We start from the raw sequence: 14,396 nt of genomic DNA, 5'->3' as shown, positions 1-14,396 counted from the left end.
AGGAAATTGTGTCCAGCGATTAGCAAACTGATAATTACTATTAGGTTTTAGCGGCAGGTTCCGCTCAACTAAGTACCTAGCTAAGTAGGCCTACTGAGTCGATAATGAAATTCTTAGCTGATAGGTTTTTAATTTCTTCAGTGAAAGGGCTATGTTTAACAAGTACACAAATCACATCAGCTTCATCCAGAGATTGCCTCAAAGATACAAGTTCTATATTTTCTCGTACAAGATCCTTCGGAAGGCGTTCGATATTAGGCTCAACAACCTGTACCTGACATCCTAATTTTGAAATTTCGCTTGTAATACTCAGTGCAGGACTTTCACGTAAATCGTCAATATCCGGTTTAAAAGCAATGCCTAGGCATGCCACTTTAATATCACTTGTGGTACACCCAGTTTTACTTTCGCATGACTTGATCAATGCATCTTTAACTTGATTCAATACCCAACTCGGCTTTTTATCGTTCACCTCACGTGCCGTGCGTATCAAATGTGCCTCTTCAGGACATGAGTCAACAATAAACCAGGGATCTACGGCAATACAATGACCTCCAACACCTGCACTTGGTTGTAATATATTTACTCTAGGATGACGATTGGCGAGGGAAATCAACTCCCATACATTTATATCTAGTTTTTCACAAATAATCGACAATTCATTCGCAAAGGCAATGTTTACATCTCTAAAACTATTTTCGGTTAACTTCGCCATTTCAGCAGTTCTAGCTGTCGTTACCAAACATTCACCTGAAACAAAAATTTTATACAGAGCTTTGGCCGCTTCAGAACATTTTGGTGTCATGCCTCCAATGACACGATCATTTTCAACCAGCTCACGTACCACGTGTCCAGGTAGGACTCGTTCAGGGCAGTGTGCAATACGAATATCGGAAGATTCGCCATGAGTTTGGGGGAAGGTAAGATCTGAACGAATCTCAGAAAGCCATTCAGACATTTTTTCAGTTGCTCCTACAGGAGAGGTAGATTCTAATATTACTAGATCCCCTGATTTTAGAACTGGGGCTAAAGCTATTGCAGCAGCTTTAATGTAGCTAAGATCTGCTTCATGATGATTATTCTCAAGTCCTGACTTAAAAGGCGTAGGCACTGCAATCATAAAGGCATCTGATGGCTGTGGCTTAGTTGTAGCCTGGAGATATCCTTCTGTTACCGCAGCGTGTACGATCATATCTAGCTCAGGTTCTACAATGTGAATTTCACCCCGGTTAATCGTATCCACAGCATTTTGGTTTACATCTACGCCTATCACTTTTTTCCTCCGTGAAGCGATCACGGCGGCAGTAGGTAATCCAATATAACCTAACCCAATAACGGAAATAGTTTCAAATTTCATAAACACCTTTAAAGAACTTTCCTGCTTGTTATTTTAAAAGTAAAGCAATTAATTTACTCTGCCTTTTAATCCTATTTTTTTAAACTGATTAATTCGTTGATTATTTTTTCACAGGCCTTGCCATCACCATAGGGATTATGTGCAAAGCTCATTTCCTTATATGCACTCTCATTTGTGAGCAGCAAATTTAGTTCCCGAGTAATATTATCTACTTCCGTCCCGACCAGCTTCACGGTTCCAGCAGAAATTGCCTCTGGGCGTTCCGTAGTATCCCGCATTACTAGAACCGGTTTGCCAAGTGAAGGGGCTTCCTCTTGAATACCTCCAGAGTCAGTTAGAATAATATTGGATTTATTCATTAAGTAGATAAATGGTAAGTAATCCAGTGGCTCTATAAGGTATATATTCTCTATTCCCTTCAATATACGATTCACTGGTTCACGAACATTTGGATTTAAATGTACTGGGTATACTATTTGAATATCTGGGTGTTCTTTAGCGGTATTTACTAATGCCTGACAAATTCGCTCAAACCCACCACCAAAGCTTTCTCGTCTATGCCCCGTTACCAAAAGCAGCTTTCGAGCATCTTCTAAAAAAGGAAATTCCTCCCTTACCTTTTCATAAGTTGACTGGTTGCTATCAAGCTTATGGACGACTTCCAGTAGAGCATCAATTACTGTATTTCCTGTAACAAAAATACTCTCTTCTAAAACCCCTTCTTTTATTAAATTATTTTTGGAATCATTTGTAGGAGCGAAATGTAATGCGGTTAAAGCACCTGTAAGCTTACGATTCGCTTCCTCTGGCCAGGGTGAATAAATATTCCCCGTCCGCAATCCTGCTTCAACATGCCCGACAGGGATTTGTTGATAGTAGCAAGCCAAACTCGTTGCAAAAGTTGTCGCTGTATCGCCGTGCACTAATACAATATCTGGCTTTGATTTTGTCAATACTTCACGCATTCCCTGAAGAATACCCGTCGTTATATCTGTTAAATCTTGCCCCGGTTTCATCAAATTCAAATCATAATCTGGTTTTAATTCAAATAGACTAAGAACTTGATCAAGCATTTCTCTATGTTGTGCGGTAACACAGACTGATGCATCAAACCGAGTATCACGCTGTAACTTTAACGCCAAAGGAGCCATTTTTATCGCTTCTGGGCGTGTCCCAAACACGATTAGAACTTTCATCACCACATTCCCCTAAATAAACTTATCTTTTTGCATCCATAATTTGATACTCAAGTTCCTGACAACGCAAAAAATACTTTTCTAATAAACGTTGAGTTTCTTTTAATTGCATGAGAACTAAATCATTTGATTGAGAAAGATCTCTATTACTTACCTGAAAACTGTTATTCCCCTTATTTAAGTCAATATCAGATCGTATATTCAGTTTTTTATGATCTACAGGCTTTACTTCACGCCCCTCACTTCGCCCAAAATTTAAGTAATGTATTAGTGGGTTCTCATTATTCTGAACGACATCAGGATACTGTTCTTGATAACTTACACTACAAAACGAAACCGAAGGGTTTCTCCCCATTCTCCATCCATAACGTAGATAATGCTGTTCAGGTGTTAGCTTTTTGCTTTCCACATCTGGATGCTGATTTTTGTACCATTCAGCATCAAAAAGAGGAGATTCCATTAATAATTGAATTTGATATCTCTCATCCATTACAGCTTCCTCATAACTCATCACTTAAAAAATTTCGTTAACACCTAAAACTTACTTCTGGTAATTGTTAAGCACTATAGGTCTCCACCAAGTATCATTTTTGAGATACCAGCTAATAGTTTTCTGTATACCTGATTCAAAAAATTCACTCGGCTGATATCCTAATTGTGAAACAGCCTTATTTGTGTTCACAGCATATCTACGATCATGGCCAGGGCGATCAGAAATAAAATTTATTAATTCTTGTGCCCTTCCTTGTATTGCATGTACTGCCAGAGGATATTGTTTTTTTAGTTCAGGGTCTCTGGAAAATTCTTTATTGATTTTTTTACATATCAGCTTAACGATATCGATATTGGTCCATTCATTATTCCCACCTATGTTATAACACTCCCCTAACTCTCCTTTTTGTATCGCCAGCTCAATCCCACGGGCATGATCAGCTACAAAAAGCCAGTCACGTATTTGCTGGCCATCACCATATATAGGCAATGATTTGTTCTGTAGAATATTGGTGATTACTAGTGGTATTAGTTTCTCTGGGAAATGGTAAGGCCCATAGTTGTTCGAGCAATTACTGGTTGTAATCTTTAGGCCATATGTATGATGGAAAGCACGCACCAAATGGTCAGAAGCTGCCTTACTGGCTGAGTAGGGGCTATTAGGTGCATAAGGTGTGGTTTCCCTAAATGGTGAATCCTCAGAATTCAAAGCTCCATAAACTTCATCCGTGGAAACATGATGAAATCGATGGCTATCTTTGTTTATTCCTTCATCCAACCACACCCTCTTAGCAGCCTTAAGTAAACTGTATGTTCCGATAATATTGGTTTCAATAAATGAATCTGGACCACAGATAGACCTATCTACATGACTTTCTGCCGCAAAGTGTACTAGCGTATCAATTTTATACTCTTTAAGTAGAGCTTCTACTAGAGATGTATTACAGATATTTCCATGACAAAAATAGAAATTAGTATTTTTTGCTACCGGATTCAGATTCGCTTTATTTCCTGCATAGGTTAAAGCATCGAGAACTATAATTCGATCCTCAGGGTGATTTTCCATCCAATAGTGTACGAAATTCGCACCTATAAACCCTGCGCCACCAGTCACCAGTAAATTACTCATTCTGTAGCTACCACTTCTTTTTATAAAGTAGGAAAGAAATAATTGAATATATGCATAGCTCTAAGTAATCGATAATTAAATATTAAAATATGACGTATTTAACTTCTAACTTTAGGCTCCTATATCCTTTTTGTAAGTTACAAAAAAGGATATAGGAATCGAGTATACTTTTTAGCTATTAACTTTTTCTTGTAACACTTGACGCAATGCTTGACGCCAGTGCTTTAGCTCAATACCTAGATCTTCTACGAGGCTACTTTTATCCAATACACTGTATGACGGCCTTACCGCGCAAGAATGATATTCGGCATTTCCAATTGGTATAATATTGACATTAGCGTCTTTGGTTAGCACCCCTAAATTTTTGGCTTCCTCATAGATCGCTACAGCAAAATCATACCAGCTGGCTGTACCGGCATCGGTGCAATGATAAATACCGCTAACTTCCGGTTTGCTTACCAAAGTAAAGATAGTTTCAGCCAATGTTATACAGCTAGTAGGGGTACCTATCTGGTCTGCAACTACACCTAACTGATCACGCTCGCGCATAAGTCTAAGCATAGTGTTGGTAAAATTAGCTCCGTGGGCGCCATAAACCCAGGCTGTCCGTAAAATGACTGCTTGTGGTAATACACTTTGAACAGCAGCTTCACCAGCAGCTTTACTTTCTCCATAGATACCCAATGGACGAATCGAATCCTGAGGTTTGTATGGGCTACAACCCTGGCCATCAAATACAAAATCTGTGGAGATATGTATTAAGCGAGTATCCATTTCGTGACAGGCCCTAGCTAAGTTTTCCGGACCCGTAGCATTAATTGCGAAAGCTTGCTCTCTCTCTGATTCCGCCTTGTCTACCGCCGTGTAGGCAGCGGCATTAATCAACGTATCTGGTTTGTACTTATTAACAGCTTGCATAACCTGATTACTATCTGTGACATCCAGATCATTGCGGGTTAGCGCTACCAGATTGAAATCGCGCGGTTTGCGTTTTTGTAATTCTCTTGCCAGCTGGCCATTTCTACCTGTTACTAGGATTCTCATTTACTTATTCACACTGAATTAGTTAGTGCCAACTGTTCCTGTCCCTTATGGTGGAAACTAGGAATGATGAAGCTTATCCCTCAAAGTTACATACCTGAGCCTATTCATTATTTTGGCTATACTTTGAAGAATAGATCTTGTCTACAACGAGCCTTTACTCGAAAACAAACGCTTCTTTTAAATATTTTCCCTCAGTATCTTTAGCCGAGAGTTTTGGCTCCTCGCCATTTACCAAGGGCCATTCGATCGACAGTTCAGGATCATCCCAGCGGATGGAGTGCTCATACTCGGGTGCATAGTAATCAGTACATTTATAAACGAACTCTGCCTCAGAACTAGTGACATAGAAACCATGAGCAAAGCCTTCCGGCACCCAAAGTTGGCGTCTATTTACTGCTGAAAGCGTCACACCAACCCACTGGCAAAAAGTTTGCGAATTTTTACGTAAATCAACCGCCACATCAAAAACTTCACCTTTAGTGACTCGAACCAGCTTACCTTGACACTGCTTGGTTTGGTAATGGAGGCCACGAAGTGTTCCTTGTGTAGATTTGCTGTGGTTATCTTGAACAAAAATTCTATCTTTACACTCTTTATTGAAGAAATCCTGGCGAAAGGATTCGTAAAAGAAACCACGATCATCATTAAAGATTCTAGGTTTAATAATTTTCACATCTGGAATTGCGGTTTCAATCACTTTCATGCGGTTTCTCTAACTGCTGATTTTTCTCAACATGGGTCAAGCATTTAGGTCAAAGTATTGTGGCTAAGCGTTGCTGAGTTAAAGAGGAGATTTCTCCATTTTCGTACAATAGGTTCATGAGATATTCACCATACCCACTCTTCAAAAGTGACTGAGCTTGCTTTTCCAGCTGCTCTGCGCAGATAAATCCCTTACGATAAGCTACCTCCTCTGGGCAAGCAATTTTCAACCCCTGACGACGCTCCATAGTTTGAACAAAATGTGCGGCCTCAAGCAGGTTGTCATGGGTTCCGGTATCCAACCAAGCACTACCACGGCCTAAGAACTCAACGTTTAGTTGATTTCTGTTCAAGTAAGCATTATTGATATCAGTAATTTCTAGTTCACCACGAGTACTAGGCTTCACTTCTCTAGCTAAGTCACACACCTGATTATCATAGAAGTAAAGACCAGTCACAGCATAATTAGATTTAGGTTGAACCGGCTTTTCTTCTAGGCTTATTGCTTTACCTTCCTTGTCAAATTCAATGACTCCATAATCCTTTGCATCTGCTACTCGATATCCGAATACCGTTGCACCATCTTCACGTGCATCAGAGCGCTGCAGTATCTGACTAAAATGTTGGGCATAAAATATATTGTCGCCAAGTACTAAAGCACTACTATTGTTTCCTACATGATCACGGCCTATCAAAAATGCTTGTGCTAAACCATCTGGGCTTGGCTGTATCGCATAGCTAATATTAATACCCCATTGTTCACCACTTTCAAGTAAGCGCTGGTACAAATATTGCTCTTCTGGAGTAGTGATAACCAATATATCTCGGATACCCGCAAGCATTAGAGTTGTCAGGGGATAATAAATCATTGGTTTATCATAGACGCCCATCAGTTGCTTGCTTACCCCTTTAGTTAGGGGGTATAAGCGCGTACCAGAGCCACCAGCAAGAATAATTCCCTTCCTAGTTGAGCTTCCTTTTATTTCCATAGTTTTCCCCTGAAGCTAAATAAGCTGCTCCCTCCTTATTATGTTTGCTTTCTCACTCTCAATTACCAAAAGTAATTAAAAGAAGGAAGTAACTTTAAGTTTTAGAAGGACAAAACTGCCGCCGTTCCTACAGCAATACGATAAAGAATTTCTGTGACATCTTTAGTCACCTGTAGCTCACTGGAGCGCACTTCTGGCATCACCATTATTTCATCGCCAGGGCGCAAGATATCCTTCAGACGATTATCGAACTTCCTTTTTTTAACCCGGCTGATTGTGCCATCCAAATGCAGGATCACCAGTTCATCTTGATTGGCGTTATTGGAGAAACCGCCAGCCATTTCAATATAATTTTCCAGTGTATGGCGCGCATTAAATACCAGTGATGTGGGGAAAATCACTTCACCTACTACTGAAACGGTCGAGTTCTTCAGGGGCACCACCAGCCTGTCACCATCTTCAAGCAACATCGTTCCAGCATTGGGATTGTTAGCCAGTACCACTTGACCACGGGGATGTGCTTTTCGTGCCTCAGCAATAAATTTTTGAATCATTGCCGCATTTTCAGACTGAGCGCCTTTTTCTAACTCAGTGTTTGGCTGGCGGGTAAGAACTTCCATCTGAAGTGCATCAAGGGAGCGTTCTAGTGCTGCACGCTGCTTCTTGGCCACGCTCTTACGATATAACTGCACTGCAGATTGATCGGCATTACCGCGATACTGAAGCTGCGACAAGAGATCTTCCAGGGTTGCGCCGTAGGGAAGGACATAGCTGGCAGGGCCATCCAATTCACCACTTACGCTAACGGATATCGATTTGATGTCGTTATCTCTAACCAACTCAACTCTGGCCCCAGGATAAAGCGCAGTATTCAGAGCTTCCTCTAGAGGTAAATAGCTGGCTTGCTGCTGATCATCGATCACTTGGGTAATACGGGCAAAATTAGCCTGCGGATCTGGCTTGGTAACCAGTAACATCTCCCCTAACTGGGTGTAAGGACCGTTAAATTCAATTTCTGCGGCCTGTTGCACCGCGCCTTCGATAGAAACGGCTCCGTTACGTGCTCCAATAACAATGGTATCACCATTACGCAGCTGCAATGCGGGCATGCTGCCCTCGGTAAGGAATTTATACAAATTGACGCTTTGCAACAGCTGATCACCACGTACAACTTTAACATCTATAAAGCTGCCACTATCGCGATCAATACCACCGGCACTATCCAGATAGTAGAGGATGGAGTCAGAGGAGTATCCATTATATAAGCCTGGATTTTTCACATAGCCAGTTACAAATACTTTGACTGGCTGACTCGCTTCCAGATTGGCATAGGCGCGCACATTTTTCTTAAATACGCTTTTAACGTGACGCAGAACAAAATCATTGAGTTCGCCATTTTTCACGCCGGCTACATGTACCGGCCCAACCTCAGGCACAAAAATATTACCCTGGGGGTCCACCGCCAGGGTCGCGCTAAAACTATAGGCGCCCCACAGCTGTAGGTTAATCTGATCACCTACGGTAATACGATAGTCTGGGTTAAAGCCACTAAAGGGCTGATCTTTAAAAGCACCTTGGAATAGGGATTGACCAAAGACCGGCACATTGGATCTGGGAATCTCTGTAGATTCATTCTTATCCAACAGTTGGGTTTCCAGGGCCTGCGCATTTGGCAAGGCAAAGCCAGTCAGTAAGCCTAATAATACCCCAAGGGTTTTTAAGTTTCTCACGATCATTTTTTCGGTTTTTTAGTTTGTGTATCTATTTCTAAAGCCCAAATTTTGAATTAAAAATTTTGGCTAGTTTCGTTTTCAATAATTCAGCTACTTTCAGTACCCTCTAAACCTTCAACAGGGATTAACGATATTAAATCCTGTGGTCGCGGATACTGGATACCAGCATCTTCACAATGCCATAAATTAATAACAGGATAATTGCCAAGCTAGTGAGGTTATAAAGTTTGCGTGGATATTCCGCTTTCTCAGCCAACGACGGCTGACTGACAACCATTAAATGCTTCAGCCGCCCGGAAGCCTCCATTCGCGCTGTCTCCAAGGCTTTAAGGGATGCGGCGTAAGCATCGGTGGCAAACTGAAGATTCAATTCCAAATTCTGAAAGTGTGCACTCAAACTGTTGAGTCGCTGTTCTCCCTGAGCGTCTGAGACACCTACAAGGCGTTCCTTTTCTGCAGCTATTTGCCCTTCCAAGGCATTAATTTCAGCCTGCATAGAGACAATCTGAGAGGAATTAGGATTAAGGTAGGTTTTGGCCGCAGTCAGCTTGGCACGCTGCTCAGCAAGTTTTGCCTCCAATCCTTGAATAATGCCGCTGATGCCTTTGGTAAGCTCTTCTGGGCTGACTACTTTATTGCGGTTTTGAAAGTCGAGAATCTCCTGCTTAGAAGCACGGAGTTTATTCTGCGCCAACTCCAGCTCACTGCGAACAAAAGCCACTTGCTTGTCAGCCAGCTGATTGCTAATCGCATTTACAAAATCTTCAGATTTCTGGGTAACAGTTTCAACTAACCTACGAGCAAATTCAGCCTCAAAAGCCTGCATTTCGATTGTAATAATGCCAGTCGACTCATCGTAATCAACTGCAATATGTTCTCGGTAGTACTTCAAATAATCTTCCTGGCTGGCCTCCGAACCGAGACGAGAGAAGATGTCGTAGCGATCGCTCTTGTAGTAATCACTCAATTGCAATGTTTTATCCAGATACACCGCCATGTCCAGAGACTGGATATAGTTAACCACTAGGAAGGCATCCTGATTGTCTATTCCCACCCCAGGCAACAGGAAACCGAGCGAGGGGGACATTCCTTGGCTGGAACCGTTGTCTTTTACAATAAGCTGGGTACTACTGACATAGCGATCCGAAACAAAGAAGAGATAATAGGCGGATACCAGAAACAGCGGTAGGCCAACACAAAGCAGTAATCCATGCCAAGAGCTCATGCGCGAGCGACCTGCACCAGGTTGTGGCTGCGGTTCATTCGCAGCAAAACTTGCAAATATACCTTTCACAACCTCAGCGGTTCTTTTAAATGCGCCACTATCGGGCTTAGTCTTTTGCTCTGTGACAAGCTGCGTATTTAATTTCATTGTCTATGCCTTAAGTGCCTGTGCGGCCCTGTTCTGTAGTTGCACCTTGGGCTTGGGGATTCCCTGCTGATAAACCTCTATAGCCTCTTCTACGGTATCGTATATCTGTAACCCTTCCGGCCCGAGATAGATACCAACATCGCAGTTCTTTTTCAGTTGCTGCATTGCATGGGCCACAATAATAAAATTGGCTGATTTACGTCTCTCCGCGATAATCTGCTCACATTTGTGTTTGAAATGTGCATCGCCAACCGACATCACTTCATCTACTAAGTAACAATCAAAATCTACAGAAATACTTAGGCCGAACGCTAAGCGGGAACGCATACCAGAAGAGTAAGACTTAACCGGTGCATTAAAATAATTACCAATTTCTGCAAAATCCTGAACTCTATCTAATACCTTTTGCCTAGCAGTTCCCCAAATCCCGTGAATACCGCAGATAAACTCGGCATTCTCTCTGCCTGTCATACTACCCTGGAAGCCACTGGCAAGCCCCATAGGCCAGGATATGCGCTCGTTGGTAATGACTTGTCCATAATCGGGATAATCAATGCCGCCCATAATCCGTAACAGGGTTGATTTGCCGGCACCATTACGTCCAAGAATGCCAATATTCTTGCCTTCAGGGAAAATAGCATTCACATCTTTAAACAACATTTTGCGACCATTCGGCGTTCGAAAGGACTTAGTCAGATTTCTTAACTCGATCACTTGCTGCGTACCAAATCTCTCCACTGGCTGCGGTAAGCCAACAAACCAAAAGCGAGCATTGCTAACGAACTGAAAGCCAGATAAGGCAAGTCTGAAAACATGCCGTGATAACTACTGAACAATCCCTCACGGGTTAACTCAATCACATGTAACAAAGGGTTCCAGGCAAGAAATGGATGGTATTTTTCAGGTATCTGTTCCAGGGAGAAAAACACTCCCGACATAAAATAAAGTGGCCGCTGGATTAAGGTTCCGAACTTCGAAATCTCAGGATATTTCGCGCCTGCTACACAAAGCGCCAAACTCATGCCGAATATGAAACAAAGATAGAAAATGTTTACTGCAACTAACAGTAGAAAGTTATTAAACTTTGCTGATATACCACCCCAAGCCAGTATCCCTAATAGCCCAACCATGCTTATTATGTATATAGCAAACTCCAACATCACTCGGCTCAAAACGGCATCAAAGGGGCGTAGTTGTCGATAGTTGAAGAGACCACGGTTAGAGTCCACCGTAGCCATAGATTTACCAAAGCAATGGGAAAAAAATAAAAACGGAGCGATACCACCGAGCATGAACAGCGCAGTGGGAATCCCAGGATAAAATTCCCGCCCAATGAAACTAAAGATCGCAGCCAAAACCATGATATGCATGGTGGGCTCCAAAAGAGCCCAGGCATAACCCAACTTCCACTTGCCAAACCTAGTTTTCATTTCGCGCACAAGCAGTGCGTAGATTACATCCCGCTGGATCTGCCAGACAGTTCGCGAAGTTTTTGGGCCCATAGCAGCTTTTCTTGAATAACTGTGAACCAGTCCCGCTATCTAAAACGTGAAACTGGGATAATGACTTCAAATCCATTTGGAAGGATTTACTTCAAATACCCGAGTGATACTTGGTAGAGCTTCACTCATCTACTTCTGATAGCTTCAAAGCTTGCAGGAATAGATGATGATGACTCCTCCTGAGTACATCAGCAGCCTTGTTGGTCAGCGCGGCATATTATCGCGGCGATTGATCTACGTCACACTAAATTAATTACGCGCCATTACGTGAACCCCGTCTGATAACTTGCTTTCTTACAAGTCGCAGAACTTACACAGATTAAAAACCAGTCTCAATGAGCGTCTGGTGCCTGTCATCAATGGGCAAACAAGTAGCTCTCTCTTAACTTACTTTGTGAGCACTTACCTCTCTCTAAAGCCATAACGAAAAAACAGTATCATTTTTATACGAATCGAGCTGATTTTATACACATTCACAAATGTGATAGGAGTAAGCCCCTAAGGGTTTACCCCCAAACTTGCAAGGTAATTTTTCAAAATCGCTACCAAAAAATAGCGGAATGACCCAGCATCCAAGACTTGCTCTGAATACCCCTAGAAAATAGAACTTGTACTAGATGTAAATATGAAAGGGAGCAGGGTAGTGCTTTAGAAGTTGGTTAGCGCTCACAACCTACTTAAAAGTCATGCTGACCTCATATGCCCGCAAGTAATCAGTACGGAAATCCTCCTATCGATTAAGGAGCAAGATTTACAGGCACAACTCATTTCCGAAAATGACTTGAAACTTTGGTACAGTTTTCATGGGATGGCTAGGCCGAGCACTCTGAACTTGATCATGTTTCGCAGTGAGCGGGCACAACACACGCTAGCTTGCAAAAGCATCTCAGCCTACTATCAAAATTATGAGTGTACAAATACAGTCGTCTAATAACTGAGCAACTTCGAAACATGTTTTGAGCATATGAGGATCAAATCTTATAGCTCTTTCATACTCTGCTCCTACCTTAACAGCTGGCTCCACTGATACTTACCCCCAATAAAGTCAAACCCTCACACTCTTGATTGCTAAAAAGTGCGTGTCCATAACATAAAAGGCACGGCTCAAATCTTTCATAGATTCAATTTTCAACAGCTGCCATCCACATAGAATCATCCCTTCTGTGTTACCAACTGGGCAGCGACATGCGGTTAACTTTGACCAATTCATAAGCCAGCTAAACCTGCTGGCAGGCTGAGAGCAGGTAACGCAGTCGTCTGGCTAGGAAATGGCCAGGCATAAGAAATTACCGCTGCCCCTATATACTGAGCCACACACCTAAACAACGGCGCACCGAAAAAACTAAAGAGCATGTTTGCCAGGTAAGCGCCCGCCGACTGAACGATATGTTTATAGAAGCTCGTAACGCTATTGGACTCTATATTGGATTACCGAATAAGCAAACCCCACCCAGCTTTCACGAAGTGCCTAGCCTGGCCTCAGACCGGTTTAAGCGAATGGGATACGACGTGCAGTCGGTGCAGCAATTGATGGCGCATACTGATGAGCGGGTTACTCAGTCTTATCAAGCGGGACACGATATTGATTATGAAGAGATTAGTATCTATTTGGATAGGCAAGCAATAGGAAGGGAGTTTTAATAGGGGGAATTTTTAACACTAAGATAAATACTGGTCCAGCACCTAAACTGGACTAGTTAGAATTATAATAAATTTACTTAAGCTCTATTCTGCCCAATAGTTTCAATATTATTGTTGGGCTCTAAGTAGCGTATCTTCTTTGATTGGTTCAGCTTGTAATAGCCAAGATTTTTTATGACTCTCCCTGAGGCCTCTTAGGTAAGCAATACACCGTTCAGAAGGAAAAATTTGAACCCAAATCGCTTATTCATTATTCAATAAGCCAGTTTCGTGGGCAATCTCCACGATTGGTTGGTACATTGAGTTATCAGCTTTGATAAACCCTTTACGAGGAAATGCGGCAAGTAGTTTTGGATCTCGCATATTCAAAATCGCCTGTTGTACCTTGTCTGTGAATCCATTACCCCAGGTCTCATCGACATCTCCACGAATTGTCCAGTTGTAATCTGGATATCCAGGAGTTTTCCAGATCACTTGTACTTTACTCTCATCCACTTTGCCAGCTTTCTTTTCATTCTCCCACACTTTGTGATTCAGGGCTCCAACCTGATATTTCCCAGACTGCACAAGATCCAAGGTATTGGAATGGTGGTCACCAAAACCAACGTGGCTAAACACATCGGCTGGAGACTTACCGAATGCCTTTCGGATAAAATATTCCGGCATTAGTCGTCCAGAAGTAGAGTGTTCTGAACCGAAAGTAAACGTCATACCCTCAATACCACGGGGAAAGTCTTCTGACGATTTGAGTCCGGTGCTTTTATTAGCAATAAAGTAAGAAGTGAAATTTTGATCTTCTTCACCTTGAGCAATAGCTTTGGCGCCAGGATCCGCAATACGAGCCTGCACCCCAGTAAAACCACCGAACCAAGCCAATTGAACTTTATCATTTCTAAAAGCTTCGACCGTATCGCTATAGGTCTCCACAGGTAAGTACTTAACTTCAACCCCTAGCGTATCAGATAAATACTGAGCAACTTTGCCAAAGCGTTTTTGTAAGCGTACCGGGTCCTGGTCCGGGATGGCAGTAAAAACAAACCGATTTATATTTTCTTGGGAAGATATGAGGGATATGCCAAATAGCATTATGAGGCTGAGAATAGACACGGTTAAACGTTTTAACATTCTATTGGTCCTTTACAGGTCCATAATTCGAAATTTATAGACTAAAAGTAAGCAAGTAAATATAAGTGTTATATATAGATACGAAAGTGTAACCAAAATGTATGGTATTTATTT

General features: G+C 42.0%; 13 protein-coding genes. 1 reads left to right on the top strand and 12 read right to left on the bottom strand.

Features of this window, described 5'->3' with window-relative positions; all coding sequences use genetic code 11:
* Positions 1-76 precede the first annotated feature (76 nt).
* The 11 genes from wecC to ACJJIJ_RS01125 all read right to left on the bottom strand — a co-directional run bounded on the left by wecC (position 77) and on the right by ACJJIJ_RS01125 (position 11,516).
* Positions 77-1,357: a UDP-N-acetyl-D-mannosamine dehydrogenase gene (gene wecC, locus ACJJIJ_RS01175; RefSeq protein WP_252084730.1), complete on the bottom strand. Its 1,281-nt coding sequence runs from the start codon at positions 1,355-1,357 to the stop codon at positions 77-79.
* A gap of 71 nt (positions 1,358-1,428) precedes the next feature.
* A complete protein-coding gene (gene wecB, locus ACJJIJ_RS01170; RefSeq protein ID WP_444938424.1) occupies positions 1,429-2,553 on the bottom strand; it encodes a non-hydrolyzing UDP-N-acetylglucosamine 2-epimerase in 1,125 nt (374 codons plus the stop codon).
* Positions 2,554-2,575: 22 nt separating this feature from the next.
* Positions 2,576-3,043 (bottom strand): hypothetical protein, encoded by a 468-nt coding sequence (locus ACJJIJ_RS01165; protein ID WP_252084728.1) that lies wholly within the window; start codon positions 3,041-3,043, stop codon positions 2,576-2,578.
* Positions 3,044-3,094: 51 nt separating this feature from the next.
* Positions 3,095-4,174, bottom strand: coding sequence for a dTDP-glucose 4,6-dehydratase (rfbB, locus tag ACJJIJ_RS01160; protein WP_444938423.1), 1,080 nt, complete (start codon positions 4,172-4,174; stop codon positions 3,095-3,097).
* Between the two features lie 171 nt (positions 4,175-4,345).
* Positions 4,346-5,218 carry a dTDP-4-dehydrorhamnose reductase gene (rfbD, locus tag ACJJIJ_RS01155; protein WP_444938422.1) on the bottom strand — a complete coding sequence of 291 codons (873 nt, stop codon included), beginning with the start codon at positions 5,216-5,218 and terminating at the stop codon, positions 4,346-4,348.
* A 154-nt stretch (positions 5,219-5,372) separates the two neighbouring features.
* Complete coding sequence (rfbC, locus tag ACJJIJ_RS01150; protein ID WP_444938421.1) at positions 5,373-5,921, bottom strand: dTDP-4-dehydrorhamnose 3,5-epimerase; 549 nt, start codon at positions 5,919-5,921, stop codon at positions 5,373-5,375.
* A gap of 49 nt (positions 5,922-5,970) precedes the next feature.
* Entirely contained in the window at positions 5,971-6,909 is a 939-nt protein-coding gene (gene rfbA / locus ACJJIJ_RS01145; RefSeq protein ID WP_444938420.1) for a glucose-1-phosphate thymidylyltransferase RfbA, read from the bottom strand.
* 101 nt (positions 6,910-7,010) lie between these two features.
* Positions 7,011-8,639 (bottom strand): polysaccharide biosynthesis/export family protein, encoded by a 1,629-nt coding sequence (locus tag ACJJIJ_RS01140; protein ID WP_444891179.1) that lies wholly within the window; start codon positions 8,637-8,639, stop codon positions 7,011-7,013.
* Between the two features lie 136 nt (positions 8,640-8,775).
* On the bottom strand, positions 8,776-10,014 hold the full coding sequence (locus ACJJIJ_RS01135; RefSeq protein WP_444938419.1) for a KpsE/RkpR family capsule polysaccharide export protein: 1,239 nt from the start codon (positions 10,012-10,014) through the stop codon (positions 8,776-8,778).
* 3 nt (positions 10,015-10,017) lie between these two features.
* Positions 10,018-10,728 (bottom strand): ABC transporter ATP-binding protein, encoded by a 711-nt coding sequence (locus ACJJIJ_RS01130; protein WP_252084721.1) that lies wholly within the window; start codon positions 10,726-10,728, stop codon positions 10,018-10,020.
* Entirely contained in the window at positions 10,725-11,516 is a 792-nt protein-coding gene (locus ACJJIJ_RS01125; RefSeq protein ID WP_444891182.1) for an ABC transporter permease, read from the bottom strand. Before ACJJIJ_RS01125 ends, ACJJIJ_RS01130 begins: the two co-directional genes overlap by 4 nt.
* 1,386 nt (positions 11,517-12,902) lie before the next feature.
* On the opposite strand from ACJJIJ_RS01125, the gene ACJJIJ_RS01120 reads away from it, so the two are divergent.
* Entirely contained in the window at positions 12,903-13,157 is a 255-nt protein-coding gene (locus tag ACJJIJ_RS01120; protein WP_252084720.1) for a site-specific integrase, read from the top strand.
* A gap of 243 nt (positions 13,158-13,400) precedes the next feature.
* On the opposite strand, the gene ACJJIJ_RS01115 is transcribed toward ACJJIJ_RS01120, so the two are convergent.
* A complete protein-coding gene (locus ACJJIJ_RS01115; protein ID WP_444938418.1) occupies positions 13,401-14,282 on the bottom strand; it encodes a putative selenate ABC transporter substrate-binding protein in 882 nt (293 codons plus the stop codon).
* Positions 14,283-14,396: the final 114 nt, after the last annotated feature.

The organism is Microbulbifer mixtoriginis (SeqCode) (genome assembly GCF_052467945.1).
The sequence above is the reverse complement of the archived record's forward strand: the minus strand, read 5'-3'. Positions and strand labels throughout refer to the sequence as shown.

Excerpts from the sequence above, each read along its gene's own strand:
- wecC (WP_252084730.1), bottom strand. The coding sequence starts at position 1,357 with ATGAAATTTGAAACTATTTCCGTTATTGGGTTAGGTTATATTGGATTA.
- wecB (WP_444938424.1), bottom strand. The coding sequence starts at position 2,553 with ATGAAAGTTCTAATCGTGTTTGGGACACGCCCAGAAGCGATAAAAATG.
- ACJJIJ_RS01165 (WP_252084728.1), bottom strand. The coding sequence starts at position 3,043 with ATGGATGAGAGATATCAAATTCAATTATTAATGGAATCTCCTCTTTTT.
- rfbB (WP_444938423.1), bottom strand. The coding sequence starts at position 4,174 with ATGAGTAATTTACTGGTGACTGGTGGCGCAGGGTTTATAGGTGCGAAT.
- rfbD (WP_444938422.1), bottom strand. The coding sequence starts at position 5,218 with ATGAGAATCCTAGTAACAGGTAGAAATGGCCAGCTGGCAAGAGAATTA.
- rfbC (WP_444938421.1), bottom strand. The coding sequence starts at position 5,921 with ATGAAAGTGATTGAAACCGCAATTCCAGATGTGAAAATTATTAAACCT.
- rfbA (WP_444938420.1), bottom strand. The coding sequence starts at position 6,909 with ATGGAAATAAAAGGAAGCTCAACTAGGAAGGGAATTATTCTTGCTGGT.
- ACJJIJ_RS01135 (WP_444938419.1), bottom strand. The coding sequence starts at position 10,014 with ATGAAATTAAATACGCAGCTTGTCACAGAGCAAAAGACTAAGCCCGAT.
- ACJJIJ_RS01125 (WP_444891182.1), bottom strand. The coding sequence starts at position 11,516 with ATGGGCCCAAAAACTTCGCGAACTGTCTGGCAGATCCAGCGGGATGTA.
- ACJJIJ_RS01120 (WP_252084720.1), top strand. The coding sequence starts at position 12,903 with ATGTTTATAGAAGCTCGTAACGCTATTGGACTCTATATTGGATTACCG.
- ACJJIJ_RS01115 (WP_444938418.1), bottom strand. The coding sequence starts at position 14,282 with ATGTTAAAACGTTTAACCGTGTCTATTCTCAGCCTCATAATGCTATTT.